The organism is Niameybacter sp. (genome assembly GCF_036655075.1).
Lineage (GTDB): Bacteria > Bacillota > Clostridia > Lachnospirales > Cellulosilyticaceae > Holtiella.
This window is the reverse complement of record NZ_JAVVQU010000031.1, coordinates 19267-38056: the sequence shown is the minus strand read 5'-3', so window position 1 is coordinate 38056 and position 18790 is coordinate 19267. Positions and strand designations below refer to the sequence as shown.

General features: G+C 37.1%; 15 protein-coding genes. 14 read left to right on the top strand and 1 reads right to left on the bottom strand.

Going from position 1 to position 18790, the window contains the following annotated elements; all coding sequences use genetic code 11:
* Positions 1–204 precede the first annotated feature (204 nt).
* From RRY75_RS09660 to glsA, 13 genes are all read left to right on the top strand, one after another.
* The gene (locus RRY75_RS09660) at positions 205–615 is read left to right on the top strand and encodes a hypothetical protein (protein WP_332493834.1); all 411 of its coding nucleotides are present in this window, start codon (positions 205–207) and stop codon (positions 613–615) included.
* A gap of 51 nt (positions 616–666) precedes the next feature.
* Positions 667–1683 carry an A/G-specific adenine glycosylase gene (mutY, locus tag RRY75_RS09655; protein WP_332527596.1) on the top strand — a complete coding sequence of 339 codons (1017 nt, stop codon included), beginning with the start codon at positions 667–669 and terminating at the stop codon, positions 1681–1683.
* A gap of 361 nt (positions 1684–2044) precedes the next feature.
* Positions 2045–2938: a LysR family transcriptional regulator gene (locus RRY75_RS09650; RefSeq protein ID WP_332493838.1), complete on the top strand. Its 894-nt coding sequence runs from the start codon at positions 2045–2047 to the stop codon at positions 2936–2938.
* A gap of 196 nt (positions 2939–3134) precedes the next feature.
* Positions 3135–4169: an anaerobic sulfite reductase subunit AsrA gene (gene asrA / locus RRY75_RS09645; protein WP_332493840.1), complete on the top strand. Its 1035-nt coding sequence runs from the start codon at positions 3135–3137 to the stop codon at positions 4167–4169.
* The gene (gene asrB, locus RRY75_RS09640; protein ID WP_332493842.1) at positions 4162–4953 is read left to right on the top strand and encodes an anaerobic sulfite reductase subunit AsrB; all 792 of its coding nucleotides are present in this window, start codon (positions 4162–4164) and stop codon (positions 4951–4953) included. Before asrA ends, asrB begins: the two co-directional genes overlap by 8 nt.
* An 11-nt stretch (positions 4954–4964) precedes the next feature.
* Entirely contained in the window at positions 4965–6014 is a 1050-nt protein-coding gene (asrC, locus tag RRY75_RS09635; RefSeq protein ID WP_332493843.1) for a sulfite reductase subunit C, read from the top strand.
* Between the two features lie 193 nt (positions 6015–6207).
* Entirely contained in the window at positions 6208–7440 is a 1233-nt protein-coding gene (gene hemA, locus RRY75_RS09630) for a glutamyl-tRNA reductase (RefSeq protein ID WP_332493844.1), read from the top strand.
* Positions 7441–7570: 130 nt separating this feature from the next.
* On the top strand, positions 7571–8476 hold the full coding sequence (gene hemC, locus RRY75_RS09625; RefSeq protein ID WP_332493845.1) for a hydroxymethylbilane synthase: 906 nt from the start codon (positions 7571–7573) through the stop codon (positions 8474–8476).
* Positions 8473–9969, top strand: a complete 1497-nt coding sequence (cobA, locus tag RRY75_RS09620; RefSeq protein ID WP_332527595.1) for a uroporphyrinogen-III C-methyltransferase — start codon at positions 8473–8475, stop codon at positions 9967–9969. Before hemC ends, cobA begins: the two co-directional genes overlap by 4 nt.
* A 19-nt stretch (positions 9970–9988) precedes the next feature.
* On the top strand, positions 9989–10948 hold the full coding sequence (hemB, locus tag RRY75_RS09615; RefSeq protein WP_332493292.1) for a porphobilinogen synthase: 960 nt from the start codon (positions 9989–9991) through the stop codon (positions 10946–10948).
* A 44-nt stretch (positions 10949–10992) separates the two neighbouring features.
* Entirely contained in the window at positions 10993–12285 is a 1293-nt protein-coding gene (gene hemL, locus RRY75_RS09610) for a glutamate-1-semialdehyde 2,1-aminomutase (RefSeq protein ID WP_332493293.1), read from the top strand.
* Between the two features lie 146 nt (positions 12286–12431).
* Positions 12432–15074: a translation factor GTPase family protein gene (locus RRY75_RS09605; RefSeq protein WP_332527593.1), complete on the top strand. Its 2643-nt coding sequence runs from the start codon at positions 12432–12434 to the stop codon at positions 15072–15074.
* Between the two features lie 103 nt (positions 15075–15177).
* Positions 15178–16095, top strand: a complete 918-nt coding sequence (gene glsA, locus RRY75_RS09600) for a glutaminase A (protein WP_332493295.1) — start codon at positions 15178–15180, stop codon at positions 16093–16095.
* Between the two features lie 144 nt (positions 16096–16239).
* Here glsA and RRY75_RS09595 read toward each other — a convergent pair whose 3' ends face one another.
* Positions 16240–16977: a TraX family protein gene (locus RRY75_RS09595; protein WP_332493296.1), complete on the bottom strand. Its 738-nt coding sequence runs from the start codon at positions 16975–16977 to the stop codon at positions 16240–16242.
* 486 nt (positions 16978–17463) lie between these two features.
* Between RRY75_RS09595 and RRY75_RS09590 the strand changes: the two genes are divergently transcribed.
* The gene (locus tag RRY75_RS09590; protein ID WP_332493297.1) at positions 17464–18777 is read left to right on the top strand and encodes a sodium-dependent transporter; all 1314 of its coding nucleotides are present in this window, start codon (positions 17464–17466) and stop codon (positions 18775–18777) included.
* Positions 18778–18790 lie beyond the last annotated feature (13 nt).

Sequence of the window (18790 nt, the reverse complement as noted above, 5' to 3'; positions counted from 1 at the left end):
GTCCGGGACATTTATGTCCAATTCCACCTACTTCAGTAGGTGAGTAGTTTAATAAGGTACTCCCCTAGTATTTCTAAGTGCTCATTAACTTAAAAATACTAGGGGGTTTTTGTATGCATAGGTGGTGGGGTTATATATTTAAGCATGAATATATGATAAAATACACAATGGTATAAATATAAAATATATGCTTAGGAGCACATGATGCAAATAGAATATTTTAAGGATGCACAACATAGAGAAGCCTTTTGTGAATTGCTAGAACAAGCTGAAGTTATAGCTGCAGGGGAAGTAGAGGTAGGGCAACTAAAGAAAATTAAAGCGAGTGATTTACTAAGTAGGCAAATTGCCTTCTTTTATTTAATAGCACTTTATCAAAGGGATATAGAAACCTATGAGGGCATACCCTTTTATGTAGAGGTGTATGAGGAGATAAGCTTAGATGGACCTGTTTATTTATTAGATGAAAAGATAGGGATACCTGTTCATGACTATGAATGGGCTGTTTATTTTGGGAAAAGAATAGTCATGGGTGAAACTATAAATTTAGAACAAGTTCCAAGAAGTATGAGGAAGTTTGTAGAAGCCGCCATAAATATGTGCAGTATGGTATAAAATAGAAGTTGAAAATCGGAAATTAAATGAGCAATAAGAGAGGAAAAAGACGTGAGCTACCAGACATATTTACTAGAATGGTTTGACAAAAATAAGAGACAAATGCCTTGGCGCGAAAGAAGAGATGCCTATAGCATTTGGGTATCAGAAATCATGTTACAACAGACACAAGTGGACACGGTAAGACCGTATTATGAACGTTTTATGGAGCGTTTTCCAACGGTGAAGGACTTAGCCACAGCAGATAAAGAAGAAGTGTATACTTATTGGCAGGGCCTTGGGTATTATAGAAGGGCAGACAACTTGCATAAAGGGGCTAAAGTAGTAGCTAATCAGTATGAGGGTGTATTTCCAATGGAGGCTAAGTTGGTAAAGGATATACCAGGAATAGGCCCCTATACACTGGGGGCAGTATTAAGTATAGCTTTTAACTTGCCTTATCCAGCTGTAGATGGCAATGTGATGCGTGTTCTTTCAAGACAATTCCTTATAGAAGAGGACATAGCTATTGCTAAAACCCGTAAGATTTTTGAAGCAAAAGTCATGTCCTTAATGCCAGCAGATGCTAGAAACTTTAACCAAGCTTTGATGGAGTTAGGTGCACTGATTTGCACACCTAAAAACCCCAAATGCGAGAGTTGCCCGATGCAAAGCTTATGCTTAGCATATGAGGAGGGTGTACAGATGGAATATCCTGTTAAGACAGGAAAAGTAAAGGCAGAACCAGAATTTTATAAGGCATTGGTAATTCGAGAAGGCGATAACATTTACTTAGAAAAAAGAAAGGATGAAGGGCTATTAGCCTCTTTATGGGGGACACCTCTTGTCACTTTAGAACAGTGGGTAGAAATAGAGAAGATGGGCCTTCAATATGAAGTTTTAGAGCAGGTCAAACATGTATTTACACATCGTATATGGATGATGAGTCCAGTTGTTATAACCTACAATGAACAAGTAGAAAAAATAATATGTAATATATTGCAAAACACTGGAGAGTTTGTGCCAAAAAGCCTCATAAAGACCTATCCTGTAGCGACGGCATTTACAAAGATTTTGAGAAAGTTATAATAAATATTAAATTATGGGTAGAAATTTTCTAAAACTATAGTATAATAAAAACATATCAATTATATGATATTTCCATTTCACTTAGGATTAAGAGATGAAGTAAGAATTATACGCTTGTCTAGTAAAGCCTCTAGAGGCTTTACTAGACAAGCGTAGACTGTACTCTATCTCTTGGTTCTACAAACAAACTTATATAAGTACTCAAAAAGAGTGGATTCAGAATGAGGTTCTGATGTCGCTCTTTTTTTATGCCTTGATGTTGGAGGTAAGTGCATTTAATAGGAAAGGATTAATGTAGAAATAAGGTAAATAATATGCTATAATTAGAGGATAATGAATGACTTATAGAGGAGGGCAGGCTATGTTAGAGGAACTTAAGACTTTTATACAAGTAGTTAAATACCGCAATTTTACAAAGGCGGCGAAAAAGGTAAATTTATCTCAGCCTACAGTAAGTTTGCATATTAAAAGGCTTGAGCACTATTTTGATACTACCCTCATTACTAGATCAAGTAAAAGTAAAGAAGTGTTGATTACAAAACAGGGGCAGATGTTATATGATAGAGGACAGGATTTAATAGCAGAAATAGATTGTTTGAAAAATGACTTGTTGCAAATAAGTCACCATACAAAGAAAAAAATTATAGTAGGGGCAAGTAAGACTATAGGCGATTATTATTTGCCACCACTTATTGGTGTGTTTTCTGAACAGTATCCCCATGTGCAGTTGGAGATCCTTATAGAAAATACAGCCCACATATGTGAGATGATGAATGAAGGGGAAATACAGATCGGATTAATTGAAGGTATAGACCCTTATTATGATTTTCAAAGAGACTACTTCTATGAAGATAAAATGGTTGTAGCAGTAAGTAACCAATCAGAGCTTGCCAATAATACGATTGCATTAGAAGATTTAAACAATCAGATTTGGATTAGTAGGGAAGAAGGTTCTGGCACAGAAGAATATTTACAACTCTTTTTGAAGATGCACCACATTACACCTAAAAATATGATTATCTTTAATAGTAACTATGCTGTGAAAGAAGCGGTGAAAAATGGATTGGGCATTACCATTATATCAGAATGTGTAGTAAGTCATGCAGCATTTGATAAAGAGCTCACTATACTTCCATTAGATATACAACCTAGGCGTAACTATTCTTATATCTTGCCAAAAGATAAAGAGCTAGATGAAGATATAGAGGCTTTCTTAAATATATTAAAAAATAGAGTGTTACCTGTAGACAGGTAGCACTCTATTTTTATATGTTATAAAAATATCAGGGGTCAATAGGGTAAACCATTATAAAATATAATAGTTAGCATTATAATGTTAAATTGTAAAGTTCTGTTAAGCTATAGGCATTGTTAAGAAATTATCATATAATAGAGATACAGCGCTCCGTTAAAAATATAACGGAGGGAATATGCGAATGGAGGACAAGAAGATGGGCTATAAATTAAGCTTTGAAACGGTTAACAGTCTCTTTGATGAATTAAGAAAAGAGTACAAAATTTATGCACCAAAAAGATTTCCAAAAGCAGGACGTTACTCAGACCAAGATATTATCCGTTATGCTGAAATCAAAAATGTAGAAGAAATCGTATTTGATGAAAAATCAGATTATCCAGCAAAAGATGTGGTTTCACCAATCACACAAACTTTATTCTACTTTACAGAAGATGAATATCGTGAAGCTAAAATTCATGATAAAAAAGTTTTAATCTTTGCTAGACCTTGTGATATCAATGCACAAATGAACCAAGATAAAATTTTCTTAGAAAATGGATTTGAGGATACATTCTACAAACGTATGAGAGAAAAAGTAAACTACGTAATGATGGAGTGTTCTTCAAGTGAAGATACATGTTTCTGTTGTTCAATGGGAACAAACAAAACAGATAACTATGCTGTAGCTGCTCGTTTTGAAGATGGAGAAGTTCTCTTCAATGTTAAAAATGAAGCTTTTGCTACTTACTTTGCAGGGAATGAAGAAGCTGATTACACAGTTAAATTCATCGAAGAAAACCAAACAAAAGTAACAATGCCAACTATTCCAAACAAAGAAGTTCTTAACAAACTTAAAGAACATGAAATGTGGAATGAATTCAACAAACGCTGTATCAGTTGTGGTAGCTGTACAATCGCATGTAGCACATGTACATGTTTCACAACAACAGATATTGCTTACAATGAAAATGGTTCAGTAGGTGAAAGAAGAAGAACTGCTGCATCTTGTCAAGTTAAAGGATTTGACTCAATGGCTGGTGGACATGACTTCAGAAAAACAACTGCTGCGCGTTACAGATACAAAACATTACATAAAATCCATGATTACAACGAAAAATTTGGCGAAGGTCATATGTGTGTAGGTTGTGGTAGATGTACTGAAAGATGTCCAGAGTTCATTTCATTCTCAGCGACAATCGAAAAAGTAAACAAAGCTGTAAAAGAAATTTGCGGAGGTGAATGTAATGCATAATGAATTAATGCCAAAAGCTTATGAAATTATTAGTGTAACAAAAGAAACTAACACTGAATATACATTCAAAATGAAAACTGACCTTCCAATTGAACATGGTCAATTCTTACAACTTTCAATCCCTAAAGTAGGGGAAGCACCAATCTCAGTAAGTGATTTTGGTGAAGGTTGGATGGATTTCACAATCCGTAACGTTGGTAAAGTAACTAACGAAATCTTCGAACTTGAAGCAGGAGACCAATTATTCCTTCGTGGTGCATACGGTAAAGGTTGGCCAGTAGACCAATTTAAAGGTAAAAATATCGTAATCATCGCTGGTGGTACAGGTGTTGCTCCAGTTAAAAGTATGATCAACAAATTTGCAAATGAAGAAGGCTTTGTAGAAAGCGTAAACATCATTGCAGGTTTTAAAGATGAAGAGGGTATCCTTTTCAAAGATACGCTTAAAGTTTGGGAAGAAAAATTCAACACAATCTACACATTAGATAGAGATGAAAAAGAAGGATTTAGAACAGGTCTTGTAACTAAATTCATCGAAGAAATTCCATTCAAAGATTTCGGTGACAACTACGAAGTCGTAATCGTTGGACCACCAATCATGATGCACTTTGCAGGCCTTGAATGTGTAAAACAAGGTATTCCAGACGAAAAAATCTGGGTTTCATTCGAAAGAAAAATGTCATGTGCTATCGGTAAATGTGGACACTGTCGTATCGATGAGACATATGTATGTCTTGAAGGACCAGTATTCAACTACACAGTAGCGAAAAAATTAATTGACTAGGAGGCCACACAATGAATCATGATATTGATGTAAAAGCAACCAGAATAAACTGTTTCCGTCAATCTAAAATAGCTGGAGAATTCATGTTACAATTACGTGTTCCAGGTTCTATTATCGATGCGAAACATTTACAAGCTGTACAACATATAGCACAAACTTGGGGTGATGGTTCATTCCATATTGGGATGAGACATACACTTAATATACCAGGTATTAAATATGCAAGTATTCCAGAAGTTAATGAATACATTAATGAATACATTAGAGAAGTAGAAGTAGTAAACTGTGATGCAGACATGGAAACATGTGGTAAAGGTTACCCAACAATAGGGGCACGTAACATTATGTCTTGTATCGGTAACACACACTGTATTAAAGCAAACGTTAATACACATGAACTTGCTAAAAAACTTGAAAAAGAAATTTTCCCAAGTCACTACCACATTAAATCAACTATTTCAGGTTGTCCAAATGACTGTGGTAAAGCACACTTCAATGACTTTGGTGTAATTGGTATTGCTAAAATGGAATACGATAGAGACCGTTGTATCGGTTGTGGCGCTTGTGTTGACGCATGTTCACACCACGCAACTCGCGTACTTTCATTAGTAAATGGTAAAATTGAAAAAGATACATGTTGTTGTGTAGGTTGTGGTGAGTGTGTAATCGCTTGTCCAACAAGCGCATGGACACGTAATCCTCAAAAATTCTACAGAATTATGCTTGGCGGACGTACAGGTAAACAATATCCACGTATGGGTAAAATGTTTGCAAACTGGGTAACTGAAGATGTAGTAATTGGTATCTTCAGAAACTGGCCAAAATTCTCTGCATGGGCACTTGATTACAAACCAGTTTACCTTCATGGTGGACACTTAATCGATAGAGCTGGATACATTAAATTCAAAGAACTTATTCTTGAAGGTCTTGAAATTAACCCAGAAGCACAATTTGCAGAACGTATTTACTGGCAAGAAGATGAAAAACGTGCAAACATCAACGTTAAATCACTTGGAAACCACAACAGTGCAGGTCCAGGTAGCCAAGATAGTCATCACTAAGAACGGGTAACATTACAAAAGATAAATAGGATTGATACACTTAAGATAAAAAGGGCAGGGTATTATAGGGGGCATTCTATAGTATCCTGCCTTTTTAAATACAATAATGCGCTTAGTAGTATTTTTAGTTGATAAAGATTGTAGTATAATAAAGGATGCAAACGTTTATTTGACATAAATTAAGAGGTGGATAATGGATATTGCAGTAATTGGACTGAGCTATGATACGGCACCAGTCGAAATCAGAGAAAAAGTGAGTTTTACAGACTCTAAAAAAATAGAAATTATGGATATACTCCTAGAAAAGGCAAGTAAGGAAATGGTGATCGTCTCAACGTGCAATCGGAGTGAACTTTACATTACAGCTTCTGACATTGTAGGGGCTATGGAGGATGTATGCCAGCTATTAAATGGCATGCTAGAACAAGAGGCACGCGATTTCTTGTATATCAAAACAGGTGAAGAAGCCATTCAACATTTATTTGATGTGGCTGCAGGCCTTAAGTCGATTGTTATTGGGGAAGACCAAATACTGGGACAGGTCAAAGATGCCCATGCTTTTGCCATGGAGATTGGGGCAAGTGGAAAAGTTCTCAACAAACTGTTTAGAGAAGCGATTACTTGTGGCAAGCTTATCCGTAGTGAACTTAAAATATCAGAATATCCTTTATCTATAAGTTATATAGGCATTAAGTTTTTAAAGGAAAGACTTGGTACATTAAAAGATAAGAAAATTCTTGTACTTGGAGCAGGTAAGATGAGCCAACTCGCACTCAAATATTTAGTTCTAGAAGAACCTAGCATGATTTATATTGCAAACCGTACATTTTGTAAGGCAAGTGAATTAGCCGAAGATTTGGCACAGGCCGTACCTGTTGGGTTTGACAAACGCTATGAACTTTTACAAGAAGTGGATATAGTGATTACTTCAACGTCCTCACCTCATCTGATTTTGACCAAAGAACACATGCCACTATTAGGCAAGCCTCTTACCCTATTAGATATTGCTATGCCAAGAGACGTAGAGAGTGCCGTAGCCACATTAGACTATGTAGACCTTTATGATGTAGATGATTTACAAGATATATCAGACAAAAATAGTGCTAAGCGAGAAGCTTTAGCAGAAGAAGCCACACGTATTACAAAGACTTATGTAGAAGAGTTTGGATTGTGGTTGAAGATGACTAAGATTGACCCAACGATACAGTCTCTTAATGAGAGATGTCAAGAGATTCATAAAGACAGTATGCACTATATTGAAAATAAGTTAGAGCTTACACCTAGAGAGCATAAAATTATTGATAAAATGATGATGGCTTCTTTAAAACGCCTTATTCGTGAACCCGTAAAAGCATTAAAAGAAATGGAAGATATGGGTAAACAAGAAGCCTATATGGAAATGCTACACGAACTATTTGAACTATAGACCAAGGAATGTCATAGCTAAGTGCCAGTGTTAATAAATATAAAATTGGAGTAAGCATGAGATTCCTTTTAATAAGAAGTCATACAATAGGATAGAAGTTAATCAATAGAACAAGAGGATGGTGACGAGAATGAAGGTTGTTGTTGGAACAAGAGGAAGTAAGCTAGCACTTACTCAATCAAAATGGGTAGTAAGTCAACTTGAAGCTTGCAATCCTGAAGTAGAGTTTGAAATTAAAATTATTAAAACTAAAGGGGATCTTATTCAAAATGTACCTTTAGATAAAATTGGGGATAAAGGCTTATTTGTAAAAGAAATTGAGCAACAGCTTTTAGAAGGAAAAATTGACCTTGCGATCCATAGTATGAAGGATATGCCAAGTGAAGTATGCCAAGGACTTCAGTTTACATATACACCTGTACGTGAAGATGCTCGTGATGTGCTTATTTTAAAGAAACCTATTAACTATTTATCAGAGCTTCCAGAAGGTGCACGAATTGGAACAGGCAGTAAACGTAGGAAGTATCAACTGTTAGCAGCAAGACCTGACCTTTCTATAGAACCTATTCGTGGAAATATTGATACACGTATTAGTAAGATTGAAACAGAAAATTTAGATGGTATAGTACTTGCGGCGGCAGGTGTTAAACGTATTGGCAGAGAAGATGAGATTGGTTACTATCTTCCGGTAGATGTGGTATTACCAGCACCAGCTCAAGGGGCTTTAGCTATTGAGATTCGTGAGGCAGATGAACGTATTTATAATCTAATTCGTCCAATAGAAGATATAAATAGTCAAATACAAATTGAAGCAGAACGTGCCTTTTTAAAAGGTGTAGATGGAAGTTGTCACCTGCCTATTGGTGCATATGCCGAAATGTTTGAAGACAATATAACCCTTACAGCATTGCTAGGGGATGAGGAAGGCGATAAGCTTGTGAAGCAATCGCTTACAAGTGTATGCAAAACATTAGAAGAAGCAAGACAACTAGGGCGTAAATTGGCAGAGGGTGTAATGGAGGAACTAAAAAGATGAGTGGAAAAGTTTATTTAGTAGGAGCAGGTCCTGGAGACTTTAAATTATTAACATTGAAAGCCTTAGACTGTATTAAGGAAGCAGAAGTGCTTGTATATGACCGTCTAGCAAATGCAGAGTACTTAAATTTAGCGCGTCCAACTGCAGAACGTATTTATGTTGGGAAAGCTTCTAGCGATCATACTATGACACAAGATGAAATCAATGAAGTGTTGGCAGTTAAAGCTAAAGAAGGCAAAGTTGTCACACGCCTTAAGGGGGGAGACCCTTATGTATTTGGGCGTGGCGGTGAAGAAGGTGAGTACTTACTAGAAAGAGATATTCCTTTTGAAGTTGTACCAGGGATTACTTCTGCTATAGGGGGACTTTGCTATGCAGGGATCCCTATTACACATCGTGACTATACACCGTCTTTCCATGTTATTACAGGTCATTTAAAAGATGAGACAAAGGATCGTATTAACTGGAGTGCACTTGCAAGTATGCAAGGGACACTTGTATTCTTAATGGGGCTTAGTAATTTAAATAAAATTTGTACTCACTTGATGCAAAATGGACTTGCTGCCTCTACGCCAGCCGCTGTGATTAACTGGGCAACAAGAGCAAACCAAAAGGTGGCAACAGGTACACTGATGACCATAGAAGAAGAAGTGAAAAATGCAGGACTTACTTCTCCAAGCCTAATCGTAGTAGGAGAAGTCGTTAACCTACGTGACAAACTTAACTTCTTTGAGAAGCGTCCACTCTTTGGCAAAAACATTATGGTGACACGTTCTCGCACACAAAGTAGTGACTTAAAAGCTAAGTTACAAGACCTTGGAGCAAACGTATTTGAGATACCAACCATTGAGATTGTACCAAGAGAGGCTAGCTTAATTGATGCTACATTGAACTGTCTTGAAGACTATACTTATGTGGTATTTGGTAGTCAAAATGCAGTCAGCTTATTCTTTGAGAGACTCTATGCTATAGGCAAAGATGCAAGAGCATTAGGCAATATGAAAGTTGTAGCAGTAGGTAGTGCTACAGCTAAATCTCTTGAAGGGTATGGGATTCGCCCAGACTTTATGCCAGAGCGTTTCACACAAGAAAGTATTGCTGAGCTTCTAGAGCGTCAATTAACAAAAGAAGATCAAGTGCTTATGCCACAAGGAAGTCTAGCACGTGATATTCTTGCAACATGTCTTGAGCCTATTTGCCAAGTGGAAAGCCTTTTAATGTATGATACAGTACTTAATGAAGGTTCAAAAGTCTTATTAAAAGAAATTTTAGAAACACAAACATTAGACTATATTACTTTTACAAGTTCTTCAACAGCTAAGAATTTAATGGCACTTTTAGATGAAGAACAAAAAGAAAAACTTAAAGATATCAAATGTGTATCTATTGGTGAGGTTACAAGTAAAACCATGAAAGCGTTAGGTTTAGAAGTATATAAAGAAGCGACACCTTTTACAATAGATGGTTTAATTCAATGTTTATGTGAAGCATAGAGAGAAAGAAGGTTAGATGATGATTAAAAGACCAAGAAGATTACGTGGCAATATAGCAATACGTGAAATGGTAAGAGAAACTTCTTTAGAAAAAAGAAATTTAGTATATCCTATCTTCGTAGTAGAAGGAAATAATGTTAAAGAAGAGATTTCATCTTTAAAAGGAATTTTCCACTATTCTATTGACCGTTTAGAAGAAGAAATCAAAGAGCTGATGGACCTTGGCATCCAATCTATCATTTTATTTGGTATACCTAATGAAAAAGATGCTTATGGAAAAGAAGCGTATAGTGAGAAGGGTATTGTTCAACAAGCTATTCGTAAAGTGAAAGAACTTGCACCTCAGATGTATGTCATTACTGACGTATGTATGTGTCAATTTACAGACCACGGGCACTGTGGTATTTTAGATCAGTGTGGGCACGTGCAAAATGATGTGACCCTTCCATTCTTAGCACGTATTGCCATTAGCCATGCACAAGCAGGCGCAGATATGGTAGCACCATCTGACATGATGGATGGACGTGTAGCAGCGATTCGTACAGGGTTAGATGAAGCAGGATTTATGAATGTACCTATTATGGCATACAGTGCAAAATATGCTTCAAGCTTCTATGGCCCATTTCGTGCAGCTGCACACTCAGCACCAGCATTTGGTGACCGTAAAACATACCAAATGGATATTGCCAATACAGATGAAGCTATACGGGAAGTAGAATTAGATATAGAAGAAGGCGCAGACATCGTCATGGTGAAGCCTGCCCTTTCATACTTAGATATTATCCATCGTGTGAAAGATAACTTTAATATGCCAATAGCAGCCTACAATGTAAGTGGTGAGTATGCTATGATTAAGTTAGCTGTAGAGCATGGCTTACTCGATGAAAAAGCCATTTATGAAAGTGTTCTTTCTATCAAACGCGCAGGGGCAGATATTATTATTACTTACTTTGCAAAAGAATTGTGTAAGTGGATTTAAAGATAGAATAAATAATAATCTTGTATAGGATTGTGGAGGTTATGATGGAGCATAAGCGTTCAACAGAGATTTTTGAAGAAGCAGTAAAGTATATTCCAGGTGGGGTAAATAGTCCCGTGCGTGCCTTTAAATCAGTAGGGATTAACCCTATTTTTATTGACCATGCGCATGGAAGTCATATTTGGGATGTAGATGGAAATGAATATATCGACTTTATTTGTTCATGGGGACCACTTATTTTAGGTCATAGTAATGAGCAAATTACAGCAGGAATTAGTGAAATGGTAGCCAAAGGTACAAGCTACGGCGTACCTACAGCTATTGAAGTAGAAATGGCTAAACTTATTGTGGATGCTTACAAAGGAATAGACAAAGTGCGTATGGTTAACTCTGGGACAGAAGCTACAATGAGTGCCCTTCGTGTGGCCAGAGGCTATACCAATCGTAACAAAATCCTTAAATTTGAAGGATGTTATCATGGACACTCAGATGCTTTACTTGTAAAATCAGGGTCAGGTACAATTACTTATGGTGTACCAACAAGTCCAGGGGTACCAGCGGACGTTGTTAAACATACACTTGTAACACCATACAACGATATTTGCGCACTAGAAGCTATCTTTAGTGAGCAAGGCGAAGACATTGCAGCTGTTATTGTAGAGCCAATTGGTGGAAATATGGGACTTGTTCCAGCAGAGCGTAGCTTCCTTGAAGCACTTCGTGAAATCACAAAAAAATATGGTACAGTACTTATTTTTGACGAAGTGATCACAGGGTTTAGAATTGCTTACGGTAGCAGTCGTGAATACTTTGACATAGAGCCAGACATGGTATGCTTTGGTAAAATCATTGGTGGAGGCCTTCCAGTAGGTGCTTATGCAGGTAAAGCGGAGATTATGGATATGGTTTCACCAGTAGGACCTGTATACCAAGCGGGGACATTGTCGGGCAATCCACTTGCTATGTACATTGGTAAGAAACAATTGGAGTACTTACGTGACCACCAAGAAGTGTACACACAGCTAGAAGAAAAAGCAACTTACCTTGCAAGCGGTATTCGTGGACATCTTAAAGCATTAGGTCTTAACTATCATGTGGCACAAGCAGGTTCACTTGTATGTCTTTTCTTCACAGACTGTGAAGTGCGTGACTATGAAGATGCCATGACTTGTGACACAGAGAAATTCAATCGTTACTTCGGCGCACTTCTTGAACAAGGTGTACTCATTGGACCGGCTCAATATGAGGCTATGTTCCTAAGTACAGCACATACACAAGAAGACTTAGACTGTGCACTAGAAGCCATTGGCAATGCATTACGCATAACGCATCAATAAAATAAATAGTAAGAGCTGATGCCTAGCTAATCTTATGGATTAAAGGGCTATCAGCTCTTTTTATATAGATGAGGCCATACCCATTAGGAACTTATTATGATACAATTAGAGCAAAAAAGTCAGGAATATGATAAGCGAGATAGAATATGAAGAAATTAGTAATAGGAATACTCGCTCATGTAGATGCAGGTAAGACGACCTTATCTGAAGGCTTGCTTTATTTAAGTGGCAAGATTAGAAAACTTGGGCGAGTGGATAAAAGAGATGCTTTTTTAGATACGTATGAATTAGAAAGACAAAGGGGTATCACCATTTTCTCTAAGCAAGCAGTGATGGAAATTGGGGATATCTTAATGACTTTATTAGATACACCAGGACATGTAGATTTTTCTACAGAAATGGAACGTACATTACAAGTGCTAGACTATGCAATTTTAGTCATTAGTGGCGCAGATGGCGTACAGGGACATACTGAGACGTTATGGCGCTTACTCTCTAAATATAAAATTCCAGTTTTTTTATTTATCAACAAAATGGATCAAGATGGGACAGATAAGGACAAGCTTTTAGAGGAACTGAAAAGACGTTTAGATGAAGGTTGTATAGACTTTTCAAATGAGCAAAGCGACGTTTTTGATGAAAATGTAGCCATGTGTGATGAAGAGGTACTCAATACGTATCTCGCGACAGGGCATGTTGAAGTAGAGGCTATTGGGGCATTGATTGGTAGGCGACAAGTATTTCCTTGTTACTTTGGATCAGCCTTAAAGCTTGAGGGTGTCAAAGAATTTATGAAAGGCATAAGTAAGTATACCCAAGTACCTACATATGCTAATGAATTTGGTGCGAAGGTCTTTAAAATTGCAAGAGATGACCAGGGGAATAGGCTCACGCATATGAAGATTACAGGTGGAAGCTTAAAGGTGAGGTCTGTATTGACTAAGCAGGAAGAGAAGGTCAATCAAATTCGTATTTACTCAGGCAATAAGTTTGAGTCAGTAGGTGAGGTGGAAGCTGGAACAGTCTGTGCAGTAACAGGTCTTACAAAGACATACCCTGGAGAGGGCTTAGGAAATGAAGAGGCAACGAGAGGACCACTTCTAGAACCTGTACTTACTTATCAGATTATACTACCTGATAAGTGTGACCCCGCAGCGATCTTACCCAAACTATTACAGCTTTCAGAAGAAGACCCACAGCTTCATATTGTCTGGGACGAAGTGCTACAAGAAATTCAAGCACAGATTATGGGAAAAGTTCAAATTGAAATATTACAACATATAATTTATGAAAGATTTGAGATTGAGGTAAGCTTTGGTGCAGGTAATATTGTGTACAAGGAAACTATTACCAATGTAGTGGAAGGCGTAGGACATTTTGAGCCTTTACGCCACTATGCAGAAGTACATCTTTTGATGGAGCCACTACCTACGGGAAGTGGTGTACAATTTGATGTAGATTGTAGTGAAGATGACTTTGGTAAGAGTTGGCAGCGATTGGTACTTACCCATTTAGAAGAAAAGGAACATAAAGGGGTATTAACAGGTTCGGTTATAACGGATATGAAGATTACTTTAGTAGCAGGAAGAGCACACAATAAGCATACTGAAGGTGGAGATTTTAGAGAGGCAACTTACCGTGCAGTAAGGCAGGGCCTAAAACAGGCACAGTCTATGTTGCTAGAGCCTTTTTATGCCTTTAGACTTGAAGTGCCAGAGCACTTGATAGGTAGAGCTATGATGGATATTGAAAAGATGCATGGCAGGTTTGATCCACCGCATATGGAGGATGGACAAGCTATTTTAACTGGTGTGGCACCTGTAGTGACTATGAGGGATTATCAAAAAGATGTCATCGCCTATAGCAAGGGACTTGGAAGACTATTTTGTAGTTTAAAAGGCTATGAGCCATGCCATAATTCTGAGGAAGTCATAGTAACGATAGGGTATGATTCAGAACAAGATATAGATCATCCAACAGGTTCTGTTTTTTGTGCACATGGAAGTGGCTTCTTAGTTGCGTGGGACCAAGTCACAAGCTATATGCATATAGAAAATCGCAAGTTAGAAGCAACTGTTGAAGATACAGTAGTACGCTCTAATGAAATTTATTGGGAAGAAGACAGTATTGGTATAGAGGAAATTGATAGTATTTTGAACCGTACTTTTTATGCCAATCAGAAGAATGGTTATACTTCTAATAAAGGTGTTGTGAAGCGAAAAGCTTGTGCTGTACAAATGCCTATTATTCGTACAGCACATAGTCATAGTATAAATAAAGAGGAGTATCTGCTAGTAGATGGCTATAATGTTATTTTTGGATGTGAGGCATTAAAGCAAGTGGCAGATACACATATTGATGCAGCCAAAGATAGACTTTTAGATTTATTGTGCAATTATCAAGGGTATCATAAATGTTATGTGATGGTAGTGTTTGATGCTTACCGAGTAGAAGGGCATTTGACCGAAATTTATGATTATCACAATATCCGTGTGGTCTATACAAAAGAAGCAGAGACAGCTGATCAATTTATTGAAAAGTTTGCCCACGAACATGCAAGCAAATATCGTATTACAGTAGCAACTTCAGATGGGACAGAACAGATTATCACAAGGGGAAAAGGCTGCTACTTAATGTCTGCAAGAGAGTTATACGAACAAATGGAAGTCACGGCGAAAAAGTATTGGGAAGAATACCAAGTTAGACAACCTAAAGAACGTAACCACTTGATAGATATACTTCCAGACAATGTGGTGAGGCAAATAGAAGAAATTAGAACGCGTGAATAACTGCTGTTAATGTATTAAAGATTTAGGACATTGGGGTTAGAATCTATAATAGAAGCGTAAACTAAGGTTAGACTATTTTTAGGATATGCATGCAGGAGGAACTATGGAAAAAATATTGCAGCAAGCACTTGAATACGGGAAACAATATACACCTATAGGAAAGGTTGCAAGCTATATACCAGAATTACACAAATCATCTCAATCTGATTTAGGGATTTACATCAAAACATTAGATGGCAAAGGATATGGTGTAGGTGCCTATGATAAGAAATTTACCATTCAAAGTATTTCTAAAGTGATTGTTTTAACTTTAGCTTTAATGGATAAGGGCTGTGAAAAAGTTTTTAAGAAAGTAGGCGTAGAAGCTACGGGAGACCCTTTCAACTCTATTGTGAGATTGGAGCTTAAGCATCTTCAAAAACCTCTTAATCCTATGATTAATGCGGGAGCTATTGCGACCACATCCTTAATACATGGAAAGAATGGAACAGAACAAATCTTGCGGATCCTAGAATTTGCAAAACTGTTGTCTGATAATCCTGAGGTGGATATCAATCAAGAAGTGTATGAATCAGAGATCAAAACAGGTGATAGAAACCGCTCTTTGGCCTACTTTATGAAAAGTAGTGGTGTTATTGAAGGAGATGTAGAAAGTTTAATTGAGGTTTACTTTAAACAATGCTCTATAGAGATGACCTGCCAAGACCTTGCAAGGATCGGAGCAATTTATAGTAACAATGGATTATGCCCTAAGACCCATAGACAATTAATTCCTAAGACCATATGTAGGATGGTCATGGCCATTATGACAACTTGTGGGTTGTATGATGCCTCAGGAGAATTTGCTGTAAGAGTAGGTATACCTGCTAAATCAGGAGTGGGTGGTGGTATCCTTGCTGCAGTTCCTAATAAGTTGGGCATAGGCGTATATGGTCCAGCGCTCGATGAGAAAGGCAATTCTGTAGGCGGTGTTGAGATGCTAGCCTACCTTGCTGATCGGCTAGATTTGAGTATTTTTTAAACACAAGTAAAAAAGCGCCCAAGGGGGCGCTCTTATTACATATTAGGAATGTTTTATTCAAGTTTGAAAGGGTGAACGTTCCTAACGTGCTTAGAAAGTTATTAGGTGAGAAATAGGGTGATAGCCCTTTGATTTTAGCAAATGTTAGCTTAGTAAGAAGCCTAGAGTAGCTAACAACCAAATATGGGCAGGATAGAAAATGTAAAAGAAGTATTTTGTAAAAGGTGTATTTGGCCCTCTTTCTCCGCTGTAGAGTGCAATAAAAGGTAAAACCGAGATGAAGAACCAATCACAGTTGTATAGGAGCATTTCAATGGTTCTAGAGAGTGTGTCATAAGGTGCATAAGACATCAGTAACAACACAGCAGCAAAAAGCCAGTAAAGGATATTTCTTGTCTTAGGCTTATCACACCAAGCAGATGTAATGAGCATAAATGGAATAACTACCATCCCACCTTCTGTGAGGTACATGCCTAAAAAGGTTAGAAGTCCTACAAGTAAATAAGGAACCAGTTTTGGAAGTGAAGTACGTGTCTTAAAGTAGTCTAGTATATTAAGACAAAAGACACCAAGAGCTAAAGTTAGAAAAATATTGTTTGAAATATAGATATGTCTTGCTGCAAAAATACTGCCCAGAATCATGTTGCCAATAGCCATAAAGATTGCCCAGCCTAGGATACGCCAGTTATATTTCCAACGGTTTCTTGTATATCTTAAAGCGTCTACAGCGATGTAGGCAAACCATACAGATACACAGCGACTTGCTAAGTGAATGACTATGTTAAGTTGAGGTGGAATAAGACCAGGAATAAAGTGAAGATGGTCTAAAAACATGATGAAAATCATGAATAATTTAATCTGAAAAGCATTGAGTGTTTTCATGTGTAAGCTCCTTATAATCTTTTTTTTGTATGACCTTAGTATAAAGGTTTTGAGTATAAAGAGACATAGCTTAAAATAACAAAAAGGTGACAAAAATGTAAGTAAGAAAAATGACGTAATAGTAAGGTTTAGAATTAATAGTTGACATTATCTAAAACATACAGTACAATTTAAAATAATATTATTTATAGGAGAATAAAGATGAACTTAACTACTAAATTTAACCCAGTAAAACTTAATAACTTTTATTATGGCTATTATAGATAAGTTTGTATTTATGATATGAGAGATTTCATCATAGGTACAAGCTTCCAACAAGCGTTGTATCTATGATGGCTTAGTTTGCATGAGATTAAAGCAGGCCACATAGACAGTCTATGTGGCCGTTTCGTTATAGAAATGAGAGGCAGGTCACATAGATGTTCACTATGTGGTCTGCTTTTTTATATTTCAAAATAAAAATAACGAAACAACAGGGAGGATAATATGAAAGAGAGAGAAAGTTTTTCAAACAAATTTGGATTTGTTATATCTTGTGTAGGTGCAGCGTTAGGACTAGGAAACATTTGGATGTTTTCTTACAGATTAGGGGCTTATGGAGGTCCAGTATTCTTAATTCCATACTTTATTTTTGTGTTTGTACTAGGATCAGCGGGACTTATCATTGAGTTTGCCTTTGGACGTCATTTTAAAGGTGGGTCGTACACAGGCATTACAGAGATTTTTAAAAGACGTGGCTTAAAGGGTGGCAAGGTCGTGGGTCTTATACCACCTATTGGGCTGATGGGTGTTTTAATGTTTTACAGTGTTGTTATTGGGTGGATTTTAAAATACTTTATGATGAGTGTGTCAGGGGAGCTTATGATCATTGACCCAACTACATTCTTTGATAGTTTTTCAGGCACTACAAGTAGCGTGCCTTACTTCTTCTTAGCTATATTGATAACAGTTGTAATTGTTTCATTAGGTGTTACAAAAGGGATTGAGAAATTAAATAAATGGATTATGCCAATCTTATTTGGGCTTTTCATCTTACTTACTATCCGTGGGATTACACTTCCAGGTGCAATGGAAGGGGTTAAATACCTACTTACACCAGAGTGGTCACACTTATTCAATGCGGAGACATGGGTCATGGCTCTTGGACAAGCATTCTTTACAGTATCCCTTAATGGATGTGGGATGGTCGTATACGGGAGTTACATTAGTAAGAAGTTTGACATCCCAAGTGCAGCATTAAGTACTGCCTTGTTTGATACAGTTGCAGCACTCTTAGCATCCTTTATGATTATGCCTGCGGTATTTGCCTTTGGATTAGACCCAGCAGCAGGGCCTTCACTACTTTTTATTACCTTACCACAAGTATTCCAAGCAATGCCATATGGAAATATACTAAGTACTTTATTCTTTTTAAGTATTATTTTTGCAGCGATTTCTTCTTCTGTGAACATGTTAGAAGGAAGTATGGAAGCCTTTATGACATGGACTAAGAGAACACGTATACAAGCTTGTAGTGTGATTGGAGCGATCAGCTTTGTATTAGCACTCCCACTTGCGACTAATGGTGCATACTTTGGACAGTTTGCAGACCTTGTGACTATTGTTATATCACCAGTAGCAGCCTTAATTGTGACAGGTGTGTTCTTCTACTTATTAGATCCAAAAGAAGTATTAGTAGCCATTAATGAAGGTGCAAAAAGACCTGTTCCAAAAGCTTTTATTCCATTTGGTAAATACATTTTTGTTGGTGTAACCCTTATTGTTATTGTATTAGGTGTAGCATACGGTGGAATTGGCTAAAGGTAAAATAATA